Here is an 18732-nt window from a genome sequence, read left to right as displayed (position 1 = left end):
CCAGGAGGATCATCATCACCACCCCGATCAAGCCCGCGAGCTGGACCTACGCCGAAGAGTTCGTGGCGGAGGACGACATCCTGGCCGCTGCGCGTGCCCGTGCCGAGGAGGTCGGGGTCGCTCCGATCGGCTCCGGCGGTGGTGCTGCGCTGCGCTTCCTGGCCTCCGTGCTGGACGCGCGTGCCGTGGTCGAGATCGGCACCGGCACCGGTGTCTCCGGCCTCTGGCTCCTGCGCGGCATGCGCGCCGACGGCGTGCTGACCACGGTCGACATCGAGGCCGAGCACCAGCGCCTCGCCAAGGAGACCTTCAGCGACGCCGGCATCTCGGCCAACCGCGCCCGCACGATCGCCGGCGCCGGCCTCGACGTGCTCCCCCGCCTCACCGACGGGCACTACGACATCGTGTTCTGCGACGGTGACAAGCGCGAATACCCCGCCTACCTCGCGGAGGCCCTGCGCCTGCTGCGTCCCGGCGGCGTCGTGGCCTTCGACAACGCCCTGTGGCACGACCGGGTCGCCGACCCCGCCCAGCGCGACGAGGAGACCGTGGCGATCCGCGACCTGGGTCGCACGATCGCGGAGAACGAGTCGCTCGTGCCCGTGCTGCTGCCCGTTGGTGACGGACTGCTGGTCGCGAAGAAGGTCTGGACGCCCGAGACCTGAGGGACACTCAGCCTGACGTGCAGCGGTGCCCCAGCCACATTCGAGCGAAGCAAAAGGTGGCTCACCCACCGCCGTACGACGTGTCGCCACGACTCACCCGGAGCGGCGGTGGCACACCCACATTCGAGTGACTTCGAATGTGGCTCACTCACCGCTGCGGGAGCGAGAAGAAGTCAGGCGCGGGGAGCGGCGTTGAAGCCGTCCCAGCCCTCGGCGATCGCGACGATGTCGCACGGCTCGATCAGCACCGGCCCGGAGCCGACGAGCTGCGAGACGGGCGACTCGGCGGCACCTGCGGTGAAGGTCGCCTGGAACTCGGCGCGCACCTCGTCGGAGGAGAAGACGTAGCTACCTTCGAACCATTCACCCGGCACCATCCGCCAGGTCTTGAACTGGAGCCCGGCCATGCCGGTGAAGCGGGCATGGGAGCTCTCCGCGACGTACGTCGACAGCTGCTCCTCCACACCGTCCTCGGCCGTCGCGAGCGACCACCGGACACTGAGACCCTTCATCACACGATCCCTTCGAGTGGGGCCTCGGAGCCGAGCCAGGCCAGCAACAGGCGCGGACCGAAGCCGGTCGGCCCCTGGGTCCACTCGTAGCGCTCCTCCGGGGCCTCGGCGATGGAGGCGAAGTCGATGTGCGCCCACGGGACGTCGCCCGCGAAGTGCTGGAGGAACAGGGCCGCGGTGATCGCGCCTGCACCGCCGGCGGCGTTGTCGCCGTCGGCGACCTTGGAGCTGACCCGCTCCTCGTAGTCCGCCACGAGCGGCATCCGCCACAGCAGCTCGCCCGAGAACTCGGACGCCTCCGCGAGCCGGCCGGCCAGCGCGTCGTTGTTGGCGAAGTAGCCGCCGGTGCCCTGCCCCAGGGCGACCTTCATCGCTCCGGTCAGGGTGGCGATGTCGACCAGCACGTCGGGCTCAAGGTCGGCCACGGCGTAGGCCATCGCATCGGCCATCACCAGCCGACCCTCGGCGTCGGTGTTGTTGACCTCGCTGGTGCGCCCGCCGTAGTGCCGGATCACGTCACCGGGGCGCATCGCGGCACCACCGATGGCGTTCTCGGCGGCCGGCACGAGCCCGATCACCTTGACGGGGCACTGGACGTCGCGCAGCGCGGCCATGGTGGCCAGCACCGCGGCACCACCGGACATGTCGCGCTTCATCGACAACATGCCGGAGGGGGGCTTGATGTCCAGGCCGCCGGTGTCGAAGGTGATGCCCTTGCCGACGAGCACCACGGTCGGCGTGCTCTTCGTGGCGCCTCGCGGCGAGTAGTCCAGACGGATCAGTCGCGGCGGCGACACCGAGGCGGCGCCGACGGCGAGCACGCCACCGAAACCCTCCTCGGCCAGGCGCTGCTCGTCCCAGATCGTGACGTCGAGACCTGCAGCGGCGGCGAACTCCTCGGCCTGCTCGGCCAGCCAGGCCGGCGTCTTGAGGTTGGAGGGCACCGAGGCGAGCATCCGCGAGCGCCAGCCGGCACCGCCGGCGGCCAGGGCGCGGGCGAGCTCCTCGTCGGCGACCTCGTCGACAGTGCCGCCGAGGACGATGCGCGCCACGGGTCGTTCCTGGGGCCCGGTCGAGCGCCAGTGGAACCCGAACGAGCCGAGCATCGCGCCGACGACGAAGGCACCGAGGCCCTCGTCGGGAGCGATCGCGGTGATCGAGGTGGCCACGCTGGCGCGGTCCTTGGTCGCGCGGGCCAGGGTCGCCCCGGCGCGCCGGAAGTCGGTCACCGTCTGCTCCCCAACCCCGACCAGCAGGAGCACCTGCACGTCGTCGTGGACGACGGGGACCGTGGTCACCTCACCGGTCCGGCCGGTGGCCTTCTGGGCTTCGAGGAGACCGAGCAGGTCGAGCCCGAACAGCTCGCCCACCTCTTCCGCACCCGGCCCGAGGGCGACAGAGCCGTCCTCGGCGTCCGCGGGGATCACCGGCAGTGCCCACACCTCGGCGCCGCCGATCTGGTGCGGCAGGGCCGGGCTGAGGGCGAACTCCGGCGGGGAGACCTGGGCGGGAAGCTTCAACGAGGCGGCCACGATCAGCCGACGACGTCCTTGAGTGCGTCGCCGAGCGCGGCGGCCTCGTCCTTGTTGAGCTCGACCACGAGGCGGCCACCACCCTCGAGCGGCACGCGCATGACGATGCCGCGTCCTTCCTTGGTCACCTCGAGTGGTCCGTCGCCCGTCCGGGGCTTCATGGCGGCCATCGGCGCACCTCTTCCTGATTCTGCGGGAGTGGATCACCGGTCTTTGGCTCCACATGCGAAATCGAGGCGGCTGGGGCCTCCTCGACGGCGTTCTAGGAATCCATTATCCCCCATGCCGGGCGTGACGGGGACCACAGGTCTCCGAGCACTGCTGGCAGACTCCTCGCATGCACGCCAGGTCTGCACTTTTCGATGTGTACGGCGACCACCTCGGGACACACGGACACGTGGCCGCGGTGGCCGATCTGGTGCGCCTGCTCGCGCCTCTCGGCATCGCTGCGCCGGCGGTGCGGACCGCCGTCTCCAGGATGGTCTCGCAGGGCTGGCTCGCGCCGGCCACCGTCGAGGGCGCGCGCGGCTATGCCGCCACCACGCAGGCGGTCCGGCGGCTCGAGGAGTCGGCCACGCGGATCTACCAGCGTCAGCCACGTTCCTGGGACGGCTCGTGGCAGCTCGTCTTCGTGGCGCCGTACGCCGATCGCACGACCCGGGCCGCGGTGCTGCGCGACCTGCCGTTCCTCGGTTATGCAGAGCTCGCCGACCGGGTGTGGGTGAGCCCCTTCCCCCGCGCCGAGCTCGAGGCCACGCTGGCCCGCGTCGGCGCGAGCGCCACCACTGCCGTGGTCGAGGACTTCGACCCCGCCGACGCGCCGGTGCAGGCGTGGGACCTCGAGGCGCTGGCGGCGGCGTACGACGTCTGGATGCGCGAAGCGGCCGACCGGATGGCAGCCGACCTCGCCGCGCACGCGGATCCGGACGAGGCGGCCTACGCAGCCCGCTTCCGGCTGGTCCACGAGTGGCGCAAGTTCCTCTTCACCGACCCCGGGCTGCCCAGCGAGCTGCTCCCCACGGACTGGCCGGGGCACCGCGCGACTGCGTTCTTCCAGGTCGAGGGCGAGCGGCTGCGACCGGCCGCCTCCACGTTCGTCGCGCGCACCCTGAAGACCTCCTGACGGGTCGGCGCAGATCAACCGCCCAGCCGGCTGGCAGACTGCGGGAATGAGCCTCGAACAGCCCGTGCTGCTGAGCGTCGAGAACGCCATCGCCACGATCACCCTCAACCGGCCCGACGCGATGAACAGCCTCGACATCGCCACCAAGGAGCTGCTGCGCGACATCGTGCAGCAGGTCGCCGCCGACGAGGCGGTGCGCTGCGTCGTGCTGACCGGCACGGGTCGTGGCTTCTGCGTCGGGCAAGACCTCAAGGAGCACATCGAGCTGCTCCGCAGCGGCGCGAGCGACGAGCTGTTCACGACCGTCGAGCGTCACTACAACCCGATCGTGACCGCACTCGCGACCATGCCCAAGCCGGTCGTCGCGGCCGTCAACGGAGTCGCGGCCGGCGCTGGTGCGTCCCTCGCGCTCGCCTGCGACATGCGGGTCCTGGCCGACACGGCCGGGTTCAACTTCGCCTTCGCCGGCGTCGCCCTCGCGGCCGACACGGGGGCGAGCTATCACCTGCCGCGACTCGTCGGGCAGGCCAAGGCGCTGGAGCTGCTCTACTTCCCCAGCACGGTCTCCGCGACGGAGTCGGAGACGCTCGGCCTGGCCAACCAGGTCGTGCCTGCGGCCGAGCTCGCCGAGACCGTCAGCGCGCTCGCCACCCGGCTGGCCGCCGGGCCGACCGTCGCGTTCGCCTCCATCCGCCAGTCGGTGGCGTTCTCCTCGCAGAACTCGTTCGCCGACTCGCTGGCCAACGAGGGCCAGGCGATGAACCGCACCGGCGCCACCGAGGACCACGCCGCCGCGGTCGCCGCCTTCGTGGCGAAGGAGAAGCCGGTCTTCCACGGCCGCTGAGCTCGGTGCAGGTGCGCCGACCCAGCGGGGTGCCGTCGGGTCAGACGGCTGCGGTGAGGTAGGCGAGGGTGAAGATCAGCACGCCCACGAGGAGCCCGACGTGGGCGAGCACCGAGAGCCAGGGACCCTCGCTCCAGGAGTCGGTCGCGGCGGCCTCGGCGTGCTTGCCGCGGGCCGGCAACCAGCGGGCCAGGATCAGCAGTCCGACGATCGTGGTGATCCACCACAGGCCGATCGCGACGATGCCCGCGCCCGCGCCGCCGAGCAGGCTGTCGGGCGCGAACAGCAGGAACAGCACCCACGACAACAACGCGAGCGTGCCCACGGCCGTGTGCGCCAACAGCAGCTGGTGACTGATCTGGAGCCGGCCGGCAGCGCTCCCGTCACCGCTGAGCCGCAGGCGCGTCAGGACCACGACGACCGCCGCCAGCGGGGTCAGGATGTAGACGAGAACTTCGAGGAACATGACCGGGAGTGTGCCTCAGTCGAGGGTCCGGCCGCCATGGGAGGGCTGGTCGGCTGCCTCGTCAGCCGTGTCGGGAACGTTCGAGGAGGGCTGCTCGAGCTGGTCGGCGAGGCGCTCGAGCAGGGTGTCGACCTCACTCATCCGGTAGCCGCGGAACGCGAGCGAGAAGCGCACCCGGCGCAGGTCGTCGGCCACGAGGGGGCCGGCGGGGACGCGCACGTCCGGCCGATCGCCGTACTCCTCCGGCAGGGCGCCTGTGCGACCCGAGGCGACCAAGGCGACACCGCCCATCGTGAGCACGATCAAGACGGCGAACAACCACATCATCGGCTCACTCCGGTCGTTCGGGGGCGGGGGTCTCGACCGTGCCCTGGCGGGCCTTGACCATGAGCTCGACGGCGAGCTCGACATCGTCGGTGACGGTGAACATGTCCAGATCGTCCGCGCTGATCTTGCCTTCCGCAAGCACCGTGTCGCGCAGCCAGTCGACCAGCCCCTGCCAGTAGGCGGTGCCGAGGAGGACGACGGGGAACGACGTGACCTTCTGGGTCTGCACGAGGGTCAGTGCCTCGAAGAGCTCGTCGAAGGTGCCGAGCCCGCCCGGCAGGACGACGAAGCCCTGGCTGTACTTGACGAACATCGTCTTACGGGCGAAGAAGTAGCGGAAGTTGATGCCCTTGTCGACCCACTGGTTGAGCCCCGCCTCGAAGGGCAGCTCGATGCCGAGACCGACGCTGACGCCGCCTGCCTCGCTGGCGCCCATGTTGGCGGCCTCCATCGTGCCCGGCCCTCCGCCGGTGATGACTGCGAAGCCCTCCTCGGCCAGCCGCCGGCCGACCTTCTCGGCGAGGGCGTAGTCGCGGTGCTCGGGCTTGGTGCGGGCGGAGCCGAAGACGCCGATGGCCGGGCCGAGCTCGGCGAGCGCGCCGAAGCCCTCCACGAACTCAGCTTGAATTCTGAGCACTCGCCACGGGTCGGTGTGCACCCAGTCGCTGGGCCCGCGCGAGTCGAGGAGCCGCTGATCGGTGGTCGAGCCCTCCTCGACCTGGCCACGTCGCGTCATGATCGGGCCCTTGAAGCGTTGGTTCATGCCAGCCACTCCTTCAGCTGCTGCTCGCAGCGCGTGATGTGCTCCATCGGCACGTGCTCGTCCTGCTTGTGGGCGAACATCGGGTCACCGGGGCCGAAGTTGACGGCCGGCACGCCGAGGGCCGTGAACCTCGCGACGTCGGTCCAGCCGAACTTCGGCGCGACCTGGCCGCCCACCGCCTCGACGAAGGCCGTCGCCGCCGGCCGGTCGAGCCCCGGCAGGGCACCCGCTGCCATGTCGGTCACGGTGACGTCGAAGCCCTCGAAGAAGTCGCGCACGAACGCCTCCGCGTTCGCCTCGTCGCGGTCGGGCGCGAAGCGGAAGTTGACCTCGACGACGCACTCGTCGGGGATCACGTTGCCCGCGACCCCGCCTCGGATCCCGGTGGCGTTGAGGCCCTCGTGGTAGGTCAGTCCGTCGATCACCGGCTGGCGGGCGACGAAGTCGTTGAGCCGGGCCAGGATCGGCGCCGCCTTGTGGATCGCGTTGACGCCCCTCCAGCTGCGGGCCGAGTGCGAGCGCTCGCCGGTCGTGCGCACGTCGACGCGCATGGTGCCCTGGCAGCCCGCCTCGACGGCCGCGTTGCTCGGCTCCATCAGGATCGCGAAGTCGGCCGTCATCAGCTCCGGGTCGCTCTCGGCGAGCAGTCGCAGGCCGTTGTAGACGGAGTCGACCTCCTCCGCCTCGTAGAAGATGAAGGTGATGTCGCGGTTGGGCTCGGTCACGTCGGCGGCGAGCTTGAGCATCACCGCGTCGCCGCCCTTCATGTCGCAGGTGCCGAGGCCGTGCAGGATGTCGCCGTCACGGCGCGCGGGCAGGTTGTCGTTGATCGGGACGGTGTCGAGGTGGCCGGCGATGACCACCCGCTCGTCGCGGCCGAGGTCGGTCCGCGCCACGACGGTGTTGCCCCGTCGGGTGACGGTGAGGTGCGGGAGCGACTGCAGCGCGGCGTCGACCGCGTCCGCGATCGCCTCCTCGGCGTGGCTCACCGACTCGATGTTGACCAGCTGCTCGGTCAGCGTGACGACGTCGAGCGTGAGGTCCAGGAAGGGTGCGGGCACAGGCATGCGTCCATCCAACCAGCCCGCCGCGACGGCTCGACCGGCAACGGCACAGCCCGCACAAAGGAGAACGTGTTCTAGTCTTGCGCCATGCGCAACGGAGTCGTCCTGTTCACCAGCGACCGCGGCATCACCCCGGCCGCCTGCGCCCGGGCAGCCGAGGAGCGCGGCTTCGACACGTTCTACGTCCCGGAGCACACCCACATCCCCGTACGGCGGAGCGCGGCCCACCCCGGCACCGGCGACGAGTCACTGCCCGACGATCGCTACCTCCGCACCCTCGACCCGTGGGTCGCGCTGGCGACCGCGGCAGCGGTCACGTCGACGATCCGCCTCGGCACCGCGGTGTCACTGCCCGTCGAGTCCGACCCGATCACGCTGGCCAAGACGATCGCCACCCTCGACCACCTCTCCGGCGGCCGGGTCACGATCGGCGCCGGCTTCGGCTGGAACACCGACGAGCTCGCGGACCACCACGTCCCGGCGGGCAAGCGGCGGACCGTGCTGCGGGAGTACGTCGAGGCGATGCGCGCCCTCTGGACCCAGGAGGAGGCGGCGTACGACGGCGAGTTCCTGTCCTTCGGTCCGTCGTGGGCCTATCCCAAGCCGGTGCAGGCCCACGTGCCGCTCGTGATCGGTGCAGAGGCCGGGCCGAGGACGGTCGAGTGGATCGCCGCGCACGCCGACGGCTGGATGACGACGCCGCGGACGGCCGACGTCGCCGCATCGGCCGCCCTCCTGCACGCGGCCTGGGCCGACGCCGGGCGGGCAGGGTCACCCCAGATCCACCTGCTGATCGTCTCCAGGCCCTCGCCCGACGACATCGCGCTCTGGACCGACGCCGGGGTCACCGACCTGGTCTGGGGCGTCCCCGACGCCGACGAGGCCACGGTCGTCGCGCACCTGGACAAGGTGGCTTCCCGGCTCCCCTGACCCGGAGTCCAGGTCCCAGATGACGACGTCGTCGAGGAATGCCTCCGGATGGTCGCTGGCGACCACGGCCACCCCCTCGTGCGCGCGCAGGCTCTCGCGGAGCACCTCCACCCGACCTCGGCCGAGCTGGGCGTCGAGGTGGTCGACGACGAGCAGGGGCGGAGCGCCGTACAACGCACGCGCGAGGCGCACCTGAGCCCGCTCGGCAGGGCTCAGCGGCTCACCACCGCGGCGCAGGGTCGTGCGCTCCTGGTCGGGGAGCCGGGCCACCCGTTCGACGAGACCCACGGTGGCCAGCACAGCACCGATGGGTTCGGTGCTGTCGGGGCGTCGGTAGCGCACTGCGCGCGCGAGCGTCCCGCGCTCCAGGGGAAGGTCGCGGGCAGCATGGCCGACCAGGGCGCGCCTCTCGTCCGACGAGACGTCCGCCAGCGAGCGACCAGCCACCCGGACGTGCCCGGCCTCGGCGTCCAGGCCGGCCAGGGCCCGCATGGCCGTCTCGACGCGGACCGGGTCGGCGCTGCGGACCAGCACCGTCGCACCGGGACCGACGTCCAGGTCCGGCAACGACGCGCCGCGCACGACGAGGCCGCGCACCTCGAGCGTCGAGGTCTCGGGGTCCCCCCCGGCCGTGCCGCGCGGCAGCGGCTGGCGCAGGACGCTGCCGGCGACGAGGGCAGGGGCGAGGATGCGTCGGGCTGCGCGGTAGGACTGGCGGTACTCCACCACCCGGCCCAGGTCGGTGACCGGCCCTGCGAGCACACCGACGACCGTGAGCGCGGTCGCGATGGTGCCGCCGGGGAGGGCGCTCCACGCGCCGACCATCGCCACCGCGACCGCCGCGACGGCAGCGGCTGCCACCGCGGCGCCACGGATGTGTCCGGCCACCCGGGCGCGCTCCACGGCGGCCTCCATCACCTGGTGACCGCGGCGTTCCACCTGGCGCAGCTCGCGCCGCTGGCCACCGCCGGCCCGGATCGAGCCGGCGGCGTGGACGGTGTCGCTGACGTGTGCGGCCAACCGTCCACGCTGGCGCCGCAGCCGTCGCGACCGGTCGTAGGAGACGCGCGCCAGGAGCAGCAGCACCACCGCGAGCACCGTCATCGGGACGGCGACCGCGACGGCCAGCATCGGTGACAACATCGCGAGGGCGACGAGGGTCCCGGCGATGAGCGGCACCCCGACGGCGATGGGCGTGATGCCGAGGGCGATCCAGTTGCGCACCGAGGTGAGGTCGTTGGTGGTCCGGGCCACGGTGATGCCCAGCGAGGACCGGTCGTCGACCAGGCTGGAGGCGACCAGTCCGACCCGGATCTCCTGGACGTAGTGCTGACCCAGCCGCTCGCCCAGCACCCGTTCGCGCGAGCGCACCAGCCCGAGGGCCAGGGCGCCCGCCAGCAGCACGGCGGCGGCCGCACCGCGGCGTACGGCGTCCGGCGAGGCCAGCAGGACCGGCATCGCCACCGCCGTGACGCCCACCAGTCCCGCCTGCGCCAGGCCGGTGCCGACCAGGCGGGCGAACAACGACCGGCGGGCGCCGACGAGGAGCGCCGGTAGGGCGGCATGCTCGCGGGTCACGACAGGAGGCGCCCAGCGGCCTCGGGATCGGTCAGGTCGAAGGTGTCGATGACGGGGACGCCCAGCGCGCCGCGGGCCTCCCCCGCTGCCAGCGGGGAAGCCGTGACGACGCCGCTGCAGGCGACGACGTCGAGGCCGGCAGCCTGCAGGCTGCTGACCCCGGCGGCTGCGCCGAGGGAGTCGGCAGCGGCGAAGACCACGTGGTCCACCAGGTCGGCGAACACGGGGTCACCGATGAGCCGCGCCGTCTCCTGCTGGTAGACGCCGTCGGCGATCTCCAGGACGACGACGTCGGTGGTGGGCTCGCTGAGGTGCTCGATCATCGAGACCAGCAGGGCGCGCACCTGGGTGTGGGCCAAGCGGTACGTCGACGGGAACCCGAAGTCCGTGAAGTCGAGGACCCGAGCGGCTCCCGCATCGAGGAACATCCCCGGATCGCCGCCGGCACCGGTGCCGGTGACCTTGCCCGCGCTGACCTGGCGGCCGGAGGCGACGAGGCCGCGGACCAGGCACGCCAAGGTGGTGGACTTGCCGGAGTTCATCGACGTGCCGAGCACCGCGACGACCCGTGGGCGCGGCAGGCCGAGCTCGCTGGAAGGATCCACCAGCCGGCAGGGGGCCAGCCGTTCGAGGGTGAGCACGCCGGTCTCGTCGGCCAGCAGGCCGAGCGGCTGGAGGACGGTCGCGTCCTCGATCGCGGCGTGCTGGGCGGTCACCCGGCCGACGACGCCCCCGGCGGCGACGAGGTGGGCCGGGGCGAGATCCTCAGGCACCTCGGCCTCGAACTGGTCGGGGGCGTAGCGGTGGCCGTAGGCGACCACGACCTCGTCACCGACGAAGAGCGCGGCCCGCCGGCTCGTCGGGCTCTCGAGCCGCTTGTGCTGGCCGATCTCGACCACACGGGCCAGCGTGATGTCGCCGGGCCGCGGCTGCACGGCCGCCCCCGCGACGAGCGTCAGGTCCTGCTCCGAGCGCAGGTGCTCGGCGAGGAAACGGGTCGTGTAGGCGACCTTCGCGCGACGCAGCCGCGCGGGGTCGAGGGGCTCGCGATGCTCGGCGAGCTCGTGCGATCGGCTGGGGCGAGCCAGCGTGTCGTCGGTGCGGGCAAGGCCGGTCGTGTCCACTGTCGAGGTCATGGCCGCGACGCTACGAACGCCCGATGAGGTCGCGGTGAGACACCGATGAGAAGACCCTCATGCGGCACCGCTGACCCAGCGCCGGCCGCCGCGGTGGGCGGCGGCCGGCGCACGGGCACTCAGGCGCGGGTGACGCTCACGGCGATGTCCGGCGCATCGGCATACGACACGCTCGTGGCCAGCGTCTCCTGCGCGAGCAGGGTCTCGTGGGTGCGAGCGGCGGCGAGCGCGTCGGCGGGGCCGTTCACCGTGAGGGTGATCCGGTCGCTGACGTCGAGGCCGGCGTCGCGACGCGCCTGCTGCACGGCCCGGACCAGGTCACGGGCGACGCCCTCGGCCTCGAGCTCGGGCGTGAGCGCGGTGTCGAGCACGACGAAGCCACCACCCGGCAGCACACCGGTCGCGGTGTCGGCGCCGGTGTCGGCGGCGACTGTCTCCAGCGAGAACTCCCCCTCGACGAGCGCGAGCCCGCCGGCGGTGACGGTGCCGTCGTCGGCGACGCTCCAGTCGCCGGACTTCGAACCCTTGATCGCGAGCTGGACGTCCTTGCCCAGGCGCGGGCCGGCGGCGCGGGCGTTGACCGTCAGCGACTGCTTGACGCCGTAGGCGTGCGCCTCGTCGGTCTCGACGTCGAGGAGCCGCACGCTCTTGACGTTGAGCTCGTCGGCGACGATCGAGGTGAAGGGCGCGAGGCGGTCGGGGTCGGCGACCACGATGGTCAGCGACGCCAGCGGCAGCCGGTTCCTGAGCGAGGCGCCCTTGCGCAGCGCGGAGCCGGCGGAGCAGACCTCGCGGATCGAGTCCATCGCGGCGACGAGCGACTCGTCGGCCGGGAGGTCGTCCACGATCGGCCAGTCCGTCAGGTGCACCGAGCGCTCACCGGTGAGCCCACGCCACACCTCCTCGGTGACGAGCGGCATCAGCGGAGCGGTGACGCGACAGACGGTCTCGAGCACGGTGTAGAGCGTGTCGAAGGCCTCGGTCGAGTCGCTGTTCCAGAAGCGCTCGCGCGAGCGGCGGATGTACCAGTTGGTGAGCACGTCGAGGAACGAGCGCGTCGAGTCGCACGCACCCGCGACCTCGTAGTTGTCGAGCTCGTGGGTCATCGCGGCGACGTAGTCACGCAGCTTGGCGAGGATGTAGCGGTCCATCGGGTGGCTGCTGGCGGTGTTGTACGACGCGTCGTAGGACTCCGCGTTGGCGTAGAGGCTGAAGAAGTACCAGCTGTTCCACAACGGGATCAGCACCTGGCGCACCGAGTCGCGGATGCCCTGCTCGGTGACGACCAGGTTGCCCCCGCGCAGGATCGGCGAGCTCATCAGGAACCAGCGCATGGCGTCGGCGCCGTCGCGGTCGAAGACCTCGCGCACGTCGGGGTAGTTGCGCAGCGACTTGCTCATCTTCTGCCCGTCGCTGCCCAGCACGATGCCGTGGCTGACGCAGGTCGAGAAGGCGGGCTTGTCGAAGATCGCGCCCGCCAGGACGTGCATCGTGTAGAACCAGCCGCGGGTCTGGCCGATGTACTCGACGATGAAGTCACCGGGGAAGTGGCCCTCGAACCAGTCGGCGTTCTCGAACGGGTAGTGCACCTGGGCGAAGCTCATCGAGCCCGAGTCGAACCACACGTCGAGCACGTCGGTGACGCGGCGCATCGTGGACTTCCCCGTCGGGTCGTCCGGGTTGGGCCTGGTCAGCTCGTCGATGAAGGGCCGGTGCAGGTCGGCGTTGCCCGCGTGGTCGACCGGCAGCCGGCCGAAGTCGCGCTCGATCTCCTCGAAGGAGCCGTAGACGTCCAGGCGCGGGTAGGCCTCGTCGTCGGACTTCCACACCGGGACCGGCGAGCCCCAGAAGCGGTTGCGGGTGATCGACCAGTCGCGGGCGTTGGCCAGCCACTTGCCGAACGAGCCGTGCTGGATGTGGTCGGGCACCCAGCGGATGTCCTCGTTGAGCTCCAGCAGCCGCTCCTTGACCTTGGTCACCTCGACGAACCACGAGGAGACGCCCTTGTAGATGAGGGGTTCGCGGCAGCGCCAGCAGTGCGGGTAGGAGTGGTCGTAGGTCTCGCGGCGCAGCAGCACGGTGCCCGGCGTGACGGAGGCGGTCGTGCCCTTGAGGTCGTCGATGATCTGCAGGTTGGCGTCGAAGACCAGCATGCCGGCGTACTCGCTCACGGGCGCGGTGAAGCGACCGTCCTTGCCGACGGGCATGACCGCCTCGATGTCCTCGCGGTCGGTGACGACCTTGTCGTCCTCACCGAAGGCGCCGGCGGAGTGCACGAGGCCCGTGCCGTCGCTGGTCGTGACGAAGTCGGCCTCGACGACGCGGAAGGCGTTCTCGTGGCCGAGGTAGTAGCTGAACGGCGGCGTGTAGCTGCGACCGAGCAGGTCACGGCCGTGCACGCGCTCGACGACCTGGTCCTCGATCGAGCCGTCGCCCTCGAGGAGCTCACGGCTGTACGCCGCCAGCCGCTCGGCGCCGATGATGTAGCGCTCGGAAGAGCCGGTCGGCGTGGCCGAGCGCACCACGACGTACTCGATGTCGGGGTGCACCATGATCGCCAGGTTGCTCGGCAGGGTCCACGGTGTCGTGGTCCACACGAGGGCGAGCTCGCCGGTCTCGAGCCGGAGACCGACCGTGACGGCCGGGTCCTGGCGCATCTTGTAGACGTCGTCGTCCATGCGCAGCTCGTGGTTGGACAGCGGGGTCTCGTCGTTCCAGCAGTAGGGCAGGACACGGAAGCCCTCGTAGATGAGGCCCTTCTCGTGCAGCTGCTTGAACGCCCACATGACCGACTCCATGAAGTCGGGGTTCATGGTCTTGTAGTCGTTCTCGAAGTCGACCCAGCGCGCCTGGCGGGTGACGTAGTCGCGCCACTCGCCGGTGTACTTCAGCACCGACTCGCGGCAGGCCTCGTTGAACTTCTCGACGCCGAGCTCGTGGATCTCGTCGGTGGTCTTGAGGCCGAGCTGGCGCATCGCCTCGAGCTCGGCGGGCAGGCCGTGGGTGTCCCAGCCGAAGCGGCGTTCGACGCGCTTGCCGCGCATCGTCTGGTAGCGCGGGATCAGGTCCTTGACGTAGCCGGTGAGCAGGTGGCCGTAGTGCGGCAGCCCGTTGGCGAAGGGCGGGCCGTCGTAGAACACGAACTCGCCGTCGGTCTCGGCGTCGCGCGCATCGATGCTCGCCTGGAAGGTGCCGTCGGCGTCCCAGTAGGACAGGACGGCTTCCTCGAGTGCGGGGAAGCCCGGCTGGCCGGGGACGCTCTTCGCGTTGGTGTGCGAGACCTTGGGATAGGTCATGGGTGGCAACTCCTGCTCGTGTGATCGATTGACCCACGAGGACGATCCCCGACAGGGACCGCGGTACCACCTCGCTTGCGGCGTCTCCCGACGCTGCCACTCAAGTCCTGACCCGGTTCTAGTGGGCTCCACGCCGGCGTGCGTGGGCTGTTCTTCCGGAGGCTCGCCGCTGATGACGGCTCAGACGCCTGTTCCTCGATCGTACGGCGATGCGTCGGCGTGGCGCCAATCAGTTGACGAGGATCTGCGCGGCCGCCTCGGCGGCACTCAACCGAGTGGTGTCGATCCGGAGGTGTGGGAAGTCCGCCAGCACGCCCTGACCGGGCAGTGCGCCGTCCGGTGACGTGTTCATGGTGAAGGCTGCCTCGCGCTCGCGGATGTGGTCCTCGGACCACTCCAGGTCACGCTTCGAAGGCTTGGCGGCCAACCTGTCAGGCCCGGCATTCCGGTCCAACCGGGTAGCCAGATCGGCGCACAGCTCCACGAAGCGGACAGGCAACCCTCGGTCCGTGAACGGCGCGACGAGGCCGCGGATGTAGGCCGCGTCGCGCTCCCCGGCGAGATTCCAGACAGTCGTGAAGACCAGCCGGACACCGGTGGCCGCCGCCTCCTCGATGATGCGCCTGCGGAACTCGGCGTTGAGGGTCGCGAAGGCCACGTGCTCCTGGCCGAAGATCTCGTGCAAGGGCTCGATCGTGTGGTGGTTGTGGAAGAGCCTGAAATCGGAGTCGGCACTGACGGCCCTCCCGACGGTCATCTTGCCGACCGCCGGAGGCCCGAACAGAACCAGCAACTCCCCCGGATGCATGGGCGGCAGGCTACCGGCGCGGTATCGATCCTGGTGTGAGCGTTCCGACTGCAGGCAGTTCGCGCGATGAGCACGTGTCCTCACGCTCAGGTGTGCCGGAAGGGAAGCGAACTGCCTGCAGCTGGGACGCGGACGTGTCGCCAATCCGTTTGCCGTCAACCATGCGTGCGCGACAGGCTGCCCCCATGGCGAACCCCGGGTACGACGGCATGTGGCTCCCCCAGGACCAGGACCCCCGCTCGGAGGCAGGCCCGGTGAGGGGCGAGCTCGCCACCCTGGTCGGCTACCTCGAGGCCTACCGCACGACCCTCGAGCTGAAGTGCCAGGGCCTGACCCCGACCCAGCTCGGCACCCGCTCGGTGCCGCCGTCGAACCTGTCGCTGCTCGGGCTCGTGCGGCACATGGCGCGCGTCGAGCAGAGCTGGTTCCGGCGGGTCATCGAGGGCCACATGGAGATCCCGCGGCTCTTCCAGGACGAGGATCTGGACGCCGGCTTCAACTGGGCGGGCGAGGCCGACGACGCGCTCGTGGCGGACTCCTGGGAGCTCTGGCGGGCCGAGGTCGAGCACGCCCGCGCCGTACTCGACCGCACCGACCTCGACACCCTCGTCGACGTGCACGGAGAGCCCAGTGAGGTGCGCGACCTGGTCGTGCACATGATCGAGGAGTACGCGCGCCACTGCGGGCACGCCGACCTGGTCCGCGAGTGCATCGACGGCCGCGCGGGGCAGTGATCCCCACCTGAGGTTTCAACGAGCCGGATCGGGGAAGTCAAGGCATGCCGGTCACTTTGCGCAGCCGCGAAGGAACATGCCGGATCACGATCCACTCACAGATGAGGAGCAGAGACGTGCGCACGTTCGCCACTCTCGTTACGACCGCGGTGGCAGCTGCCGCCCTGACCGCCCCAGCGTTGACCTTCGCAGGCGCCGCAGCCGTCGCCGCCCCGGTCGGGCAGGCCGAGGCGTCCGCCGCCCGGACCATGCAGCTGAGCGGACTCAAGCTCTCCAAGAACAAGCCGGGCTCCCACTTCGGCCAGGCCGGCGTGATCGTCACGGCCAAGAGCGTGAAGAAGAAGGGCAAGATCACCTTCGTCGTCGCCGGCCAGCCCATCAAGGAGACCAAGAAGCTCAAGCGGGGCAAGGCCAAGTTCCAGCTCCCCTCGACGCTGGCGCCCGGCTCCTACAAGGTCAAGGCCAAGGTCAAGGGCGTCGGCAAGGCCGCGACCAAGGTCGTGGTCTACAACTCCTCGCTCTCCCTGTCCGCCAACGCCGTCACGATCTCCCAGTCGGCCAACTGCAGCACGTCCGACCCGGTCCTCACCGGCCAGGTGCTCTTCAAGGGCTCGCACCCCAGTGAGGGCTACGTCGATGCCTACCTCAACGGCGACATCAAGGGCGGCAGCCAGTCCCCGAGCTTCTTGACCTTCGACACGGTCGAGGGCGCTGGTCTGTTCGACTTCGGCGTCTGCGACACGCTCTGGAGCGAGGTCAAGGAGCTCGGCGTCGGCGTCCACAACGTCCAGCTGCTCTACACCCCGGACGCCTCCTACGAGGACTACATCTACTCCGACTTCGTCGCGATCACGGTCGTCGCCTGAGTCATCGCTGAACCGGGGTCCACCCGACCAGCTCCGAGAGCCGTCGCCCAGCCGGGCGGCGGCTCTCGTGCATCCGCAAGAAGTCGTCCATCTGCCCTTCCGTAGGCTTTGCCCGTGACTTCTGCTGCCTACGGCCACGGCCTTGCGACCCTCGACGCCAACGACACCGTCCTCGACGTGTGGTTCCCCTCCCCCGCGCTGGGTGAGCACGACGGCAGCGAGGCTCCCGCCTCGCTGACCGCGCTGGTGGGCGAGGACGAGCTCCGCGCCGTACGCCGCGAGGTGCGCCTGGTCCAGATCGCCGACCTGGCCGCGGCCCCGGTCGACACCGCCGACGTGTGGCTGCGGCTGCACCTGCTCTCCACGCGGCTCGCCACGCCGCACACGATCTCGATGGACGGCGTCTTCGGGCTGCTGGCCAACGTCGTGTGGACCAGCGCGGGTCCGTGCGCGGTCGAAGGCTTCGAGGACACCCGGGCGCGACTGCGGGGCTCCGGGCAGCACGTGACCGTGTTCGGCGTGGACAAGTTCCCGCGCCTCGTCGACTACGTCATGCCCACCGGCGTGCGGATCGCCGACGCCGACCGCGTCCGGCTCGGCGCCCACCTGGCGGAGGGCACCACCGTCATGCACGAGGGCTTCGTCAACTTCAACGCCGGCACCCTCGGCGCCTCGATGGTCGAGGGGCGCATCTCCGCGGGCGTGCTCGTCGGTGACGGCTCCGACGTCGGCGGCGGCGCCTCCATCATGGGCACCCTGTCCGGCGGCGGCAAGGAGATCATTTCCATCGGTGAGCGCTGCCTGCTCGGCGCCAACGCCGGCATCGGCATCTCCCTCGGCAACGATTGCGTCGTCGAGGCCGGTTGCTACGTCACGGCCGGCACCAAGGTCACGCTCCCGGGCGAGGGCGGCAAGGTCGTCAAGGCGCGCGAGCTGTCCGGCGCCAGCAACGTGCTCTTCCGCCGCAACTCGATCAGCGGCGCGATCGAGGCCGTCGCGTGGAAGGGCGAGGGCATCGCCCTCAACGCCGCCCTGCACGCCAACTGACCATGGGCAGACAGGTCCGACCGGCCCGCCATCCCCGGACCCGGCTCACCCTGCTCGGCAAGGCCGTGGTCGTCGGCCTCGCCGGGGTGCTCGTCTTCGCCGTCGTCGGGGTGCTGGTCAACCGCGGGGTCGGTCCCCTGATCCGGCCGAGCGGGTGCACGGCCGAGGTCGGCGAGGTGACGGTCGAGCTGACCCAGGAGCAGGCGGAGAACGCCGCCCTGATCACCGCGATCTCCATCGAGCGAGGGCTCCCGGCCCGCGCCGCGAGCATCGCGCTCGCGACGGCCTACCAGGAGTCGAAGATCGCCAACATCGACTACGGCGACCGCGACTCCGTCGGCCTGTTCCAGCAGCGGCCCTCCCAGGGATGGGGAACCGTCGAGCAGCTCCTCGACCCCGTCTATGCCACCAACGCGTTCTACGACGAGCTGGTCGAGGTCGCGGGCTACGAGGCGATGGACATCACCGTCGCCGCACAGGCCGTGCAGCGCTCCGGCTTCCCTGATGCGTACGCCGACCACGAGGCCGACGCCCGGGCGCTGGCCTCCGCCCTCACGGGCAACAGCCCGCGCGCCTTCTGGTGCGAGACCGACGGCGACGCCGACGAGGCGAGCGACCGGCTCGACGACGCCGGCCTGGTCGAGCGGGCCTCGCTGGTGCGCCGCGACGTCGAGTCGGTCTTCGGCACGCTGTCCCTCGGCGGCTTCGAGCCCGAGGGCGTCTCCAGCGGCCACATGAAGGGGTCGGCCCACTACGAGGGCCGCGCGATCGACATCTTCGTCCGACCGGTCAACCCCGACAACCGCAAGCGCGGGTGGGCGATCGCGTCCTACCTCGTCGCGCAGGCCGACCGGCTCGACATCAACACCCTGATCTTCGACGACCGCATCTGGCACGCGGGGTCGCGCTCGGGCGACGGCTGGACCGACTACGACGTGCCGTCGTCCTCGGGTGGCGACCGGGCGATCCTCGAGCACCGCGACCACGTGCACGTCGACGTGATGGACTAGTTGTGATGTCCAGGCACGTTGGTCAGTCGGG

Annotated in this window: 18 protein-coding genes and 1 pseudogene; 8 read left to right on the top strand and 11 right to left on the bottom strand. The window is 70.8% G+C overall.

Annotated features, from left to right (window positions below; translation table 11 throughout):
* Nucleotides 1-26: 26 nt before the first annotated feature.
* Nucleotides 27-665 (top strand): O-methyltransferase, encoded by a 639-nt coding sequence (locus CF8_RS04180; protein WP_408635501.1) that lies wholly within the window; start codon nucleotides 27-29, stop codon nucleotides 663-665.
* 173 nt (nucleotides 666-838) lie between these two features.
* Here CF8_RS04180 and CF8_RS04175 read toward each other — a convergent pair whose 3' ends face one another.
* The 3 genes from CF8_RS04175 to CF8_RS21370 are packed head-to-tail and all read right to left on the bottom strand — an operon-like array spanning nucleotide 839 to nucleotide 2879.
* Nucleotides 839-1177 (bottom strand): hypothetical protein, encoded by a 339-nt coding sequence (locus tag CF8_RS04175; RefSeq protein ID WP_010831889.1) that lies wholly within the window; start codon nucleotides 1175-1177, stop codon nucleotides 839-841.
* A complete protein-coding gene (locus CF8_RS04170) occupies nucleotides 1177-2709 on the bottom strand; it encodes a leucyl aminopeptidase family protein (protein ID WP_010831888.1) in 1533 nt (510 codons plus the stop codon). Before CF8_RS04170 ends, CF8_RS04175 begins: the two co-directional genes overlap by 1 nt.
* Before the next feature lie 2 nt (nucleotides 2710-2711).
* Complete coding sequence (locus CF8_RS21370; RefSeq protein WP_084622999.1) at nucleotides 2712-2879, bottom strand: DUF3117 domain-containing protein; 168 nt, start codon at nucleotides 2877-2879, stop codon at nucleotides 2712-2714.
* Between the two features lie 167 nt (nucleotides 2880-3046).
* Here CF8_RS21370 and CF8_RS04165 point away from each other — a divergent pair, with 167 nt between their 5' ends.
* Nucleotides 3047-3832, top strand: coding sequence for a PaaX family transcriptional regulator (locus tag CF8_RS04165; RefSeq protein ID WP_036490187.1), 786 nt, complete (start codon nucleotides 3047-3049; stop codon nucleotides 3830-3832).
* Nucleotides 3833-3878: 46 nt separating this feature from the next.
* Entirely contained in the window at nucleotides 3879-4676 is a 798-nt protein-coding gene (locus tag CF8_RS04160) for an enoyl-CoA hydratase/isomerase family protein (protein WP_010831886.1), read from the top strand.
* A 40-nt stretch (nucleotides 4677-4716) separates the two neighbouring features.
* On the opposite strand, the gene CF8_RS04155 is transcribed toward CF8_RS04160, so the two are convergent.
* From CF8_RS04155 to dapE, 4 genes are read right to left on the bottom strand one after another with little or no spacing between them, the layout of a single operon-like run.
* On the bottom strand, nucleotides 4717-5142 hold the full coding sequence (locus CF8_RS04155; protein WP_010831885.1) for a hypothetical protein: 426 nt from the start codon (nucleotides 5140-5142) through the stop codon (nucleotides 4717-4719).
* Between the two features lie 15 nt (nucleotides 5143-5157).
* On the bottom strand, nucleotides 5158-5469 hold the full coding sequence (locus tag CF8_RS04150; protein ID WP_010831884.1) for a DivIVA domain-containing protein: 312 nt from the start codon (nucleotides 5467-5469) through the stop codon (nucleotides 5158-5160).
* A 4-nt stretch (nucleotides 5470-5473) separates the two neighbouring features.
* Nucleotides 5474-6232: a TIGR00730 family Rossman fold protein gene (locus tag CF8_RS04145; RefSeq protein WP_010831883.1), complete on the bottom strand. Its 759-nt coding sequence runs from the start codon at nucleotides 6230-6232 to the stop codon at nucleotides 5474-5476.
* A complete protein-coding gene (gene dapE, locus CF8_RS04140) occupies nucleotides 6229-7299 on the bottom strand; it encodes a succinyl-diaminopimelate desuccinylase (RefSeq protein WP_010831882.1) in 1071 nt (356 codons plus the stop codon). The genes CF8_RS04145 and dapE overlap by 4 nt, the downstream gene beginning before the upstream one ends.
* 84 nt (nucleotides 7300-7383) lie before the next feature.
* On the opposite strand from dapE, the gene CF8_RS04135 reads away from it, so the two are divergent.
* Nucleotides 7384-8226: a TIGR03619 family F420-dependent LLM class oxidoreductase gene (locus CF8_RS04135; protein ID WP_036490183.1), complete on the top strand. Its 843-nt coding sequence runs from the start codon at nucleotides 7384-7386 to the stop codon at nucleotides 8224-8226.
* Nucleotides 8227-9033: 807 nt separating this feature from the next.
* Here CF8_RS04135 and CF8_RS22920 read toward each other — a convergent pair.
* From CF8_RS22920 to CF8_RS04115, 4 genes and pseudogenes are all read right to left on the bottom strand, one after another.
* Nucleotides 9034-9684: pseudogene (locus tag CF8_RS22920) on the bottom strand (ABC transporter transmembrane domain-containing protein); the annotation flags it as partial.
* A gap of 116 nt (nucleotides 9685-9800) precedes the next feature.
* Nucleotides 9801-10940 (bottom strand): hypothetical protein, encoded by a 1140-nt coding sequence (locus tag CF8_RS04125; protein ID WP_010831880.1) that lies wholly within the window; start codon nucleotides 10938-10940, stop codon nucleotides 9801-9803.
* Nucleotides 10941-11059: 119 nt separating this feature from the next.
* Nucleotides 11060-14236 (bottom strand): isoleucine--tRNA ligase, encoded by a 3177-nt coding sequence (gene ileS / locus CF8_RS04120; RefSeq protein WP_010831879.1) that lies wholly within the window; start codon nucleotides 14234-14236, stop codon nucleotides 11060-11062.
* Nucleotides 14237-14465: 229 nt separating this feature from the next.
* Nucleotides 14466-15044: a hypothetical protein gene (locus CF8_RS04115; protein WP_010831878.1), complete on the bottom strand. Its 579-nt coding sequence runs from the start codon at nucleotides 15042-15044 to the stop codon at nucleotides 14466-14468.
* A 185-nt stretch (nucleotides 15045-15229) separates the two neighbouring features.
* Here CF8_RS04115 and CF8_RS04110 point away from each other — a divergent pair, with 185 nt between their 5' ends.
* From CF8_RS04110 to CF8_RS04095, 4 genes are all read left to right on the top strand, one after another.
* The gene (locus tag CF8_RS04110; protein WP_010831877.1) at nucleotides 15230-15778 is read left to right on the top strand and encodes a DinB family protein; all 549 of its coding nucleotides are present in this window, start codon (nucleotides 15230-15232) and stop codon (nucleotides 15776-15778) included.
* Nucleotides 15779-15894: 116 nt separating this feature from the next.
* Nucleotides 15895-16644 (top strand): hypothetical protein, encoded by a 750-nt coding sequence (locus CF8_RS04105; RefSeq protein ID WP_010831876.1) that lies wholly within the window; start codon nucleotides 15895-15897, stop codon nucleotides 16642-16644.
* 114 nt (nucleotides 16645-16758) lie between these two features.
* Nucleotides 16759-17691 carry a 2,3,4,5-tetrahydropyridine-2,6-dicarboxylate N-succinyltransferase gene (dapD, locus tag CF8_RS04100; protein ID WP_010831875.1) on the top strand — a complete coding sequence of 311 codons (933 nt, stop codon included), beginning with the start codon at nucleotides 16759-16761 and terminating at the stop codon, nucleotides 17689-17691.
* Nucleotides 17692-17693: 2 nt separating this feature from the next.
* Nucleotides 17694-18701, top strand: a complete 1008-nt coding sequence (locus CF8_RS04095) for a hypothetical protein (protein WP_010831874.1) — start codon at nucleotides 17694-17696, stop codon at nucleotides 18699-18701.
* Nucleotides 18702-18732: the final 31 nt, after the last annotated feature.

It is taken from the genome of Nocardioides sp. CF8 (assembly GCF_000389985.1).
GTDB classification, from domain to species: Bacteria; Actinomycetota; Actinomycetes; order Propionibacteriales; family Nocardioidaceae; genus Nocardioides; species Nocardioides allogilvus.
The sequence above is the reverse complement of the archived record's forward strand: the minus strand, read 5'-3'. Positions and strand labels throughout refer to the sequence as shown.

Bases quoted from the DNA above. Each gene is read 5' to 3' on its own strand.
- ileS (WP_010831879.1), bottom strand. From the start codon at position 14,236: ATGACCTATCCCAAGGTCTCGCACACCAACGCGAAGAGCGTCCCCGGC.
- CF8_RS04150 (WP_010831884.1), bottom strand. From the start codon at position 5,469: ATGATGTGGTTGTTCGCCGTCTTGATCGTGCTCACGATGGGCGGTGTC.
- CF8_RS04160 (WP_010831886.1), top strand. From the start codon at position 3,879: ATGAGCCTCGAACAGCCCGTGCTGCTGAGCGTCGAGAACGCCATCGCC.
- CF8_RS04135 (WP_036490183.1), top strand. From the start codon at position 7,384: ATGCGCAACGGAGTCGTCCTGTTCACCAGCGACCGCGGCATCACCCCG.
- CF8_RS04095 (WP_010831874.1), top strand. From the start codon at position 17,694: ATGGGCAGACAGGTCCGACCGGCCCGCCATCCCCGGACCCGGCTCACC.
- dapE (WP_010831882.1), bottom strand. From the start codon at position 7,299: ATGCCTGTGCCCGCACCCTTCCTGGACCTCACGCTCGACGTCGTCACG.
- CF8_RS04155 (WP_010831885.1), bottom strand. From the start codon at position 5,142: ATGTTCCTCGAAGTTCTCGTCTACATCCTGACCCCGCTGGCGGCGGTC.
- CF8_RS04175 (WP_010831889.1), bottom strand. From the start codon at position 1,177: ATGAAGGGTCTCAGTGTCCGGTGGTCGCTCGCGACGGCCGAGGACGGT.
- CF8_RS21370 (WP_084622999.1), bottom strand. From the start codon at position 2,879: ATGGCCGCCATGAAGCCCCGGACGGGCGACGGACCACTCGAGGTGACC.
- CF8_RS04165 (WP_036490187.1), top strand. From the start codon at position 3,047: ATGCACGCCAGGTCTGCACTTTTCGATGTGTACGGCGACCACCTCGGG.
- CF8_RS04145 (WP_010831883.1), bottom strand. From the start codon at position 6,232: ATGAACCAACGCTTCAAGGGCCCGATCATGACGCGACGTGGCCAGGTC.
- CF8_RS04125 (WP_010831880.1), bottom strand. From the start codon at position 10,940: ATGACCTCGACAGTGGACACGACCGGCCTTGCCCGCACCGACGACACG.
- CF8_RS04115 (WP_010831878.1), bottom strand. From the start codon at position 15,044: ATGCATCCGGGGGAGTTGCTGGTTCTGTTCGGGCCTCCGGCGGTCGGC.
- CF8_RS04110 (WP_010831877.1), top strand. From the start codon at position 15,230: ATGGCGAACCCCGGGTACGACGGCATGTGGCTCCCCCAGGACCAGGAC.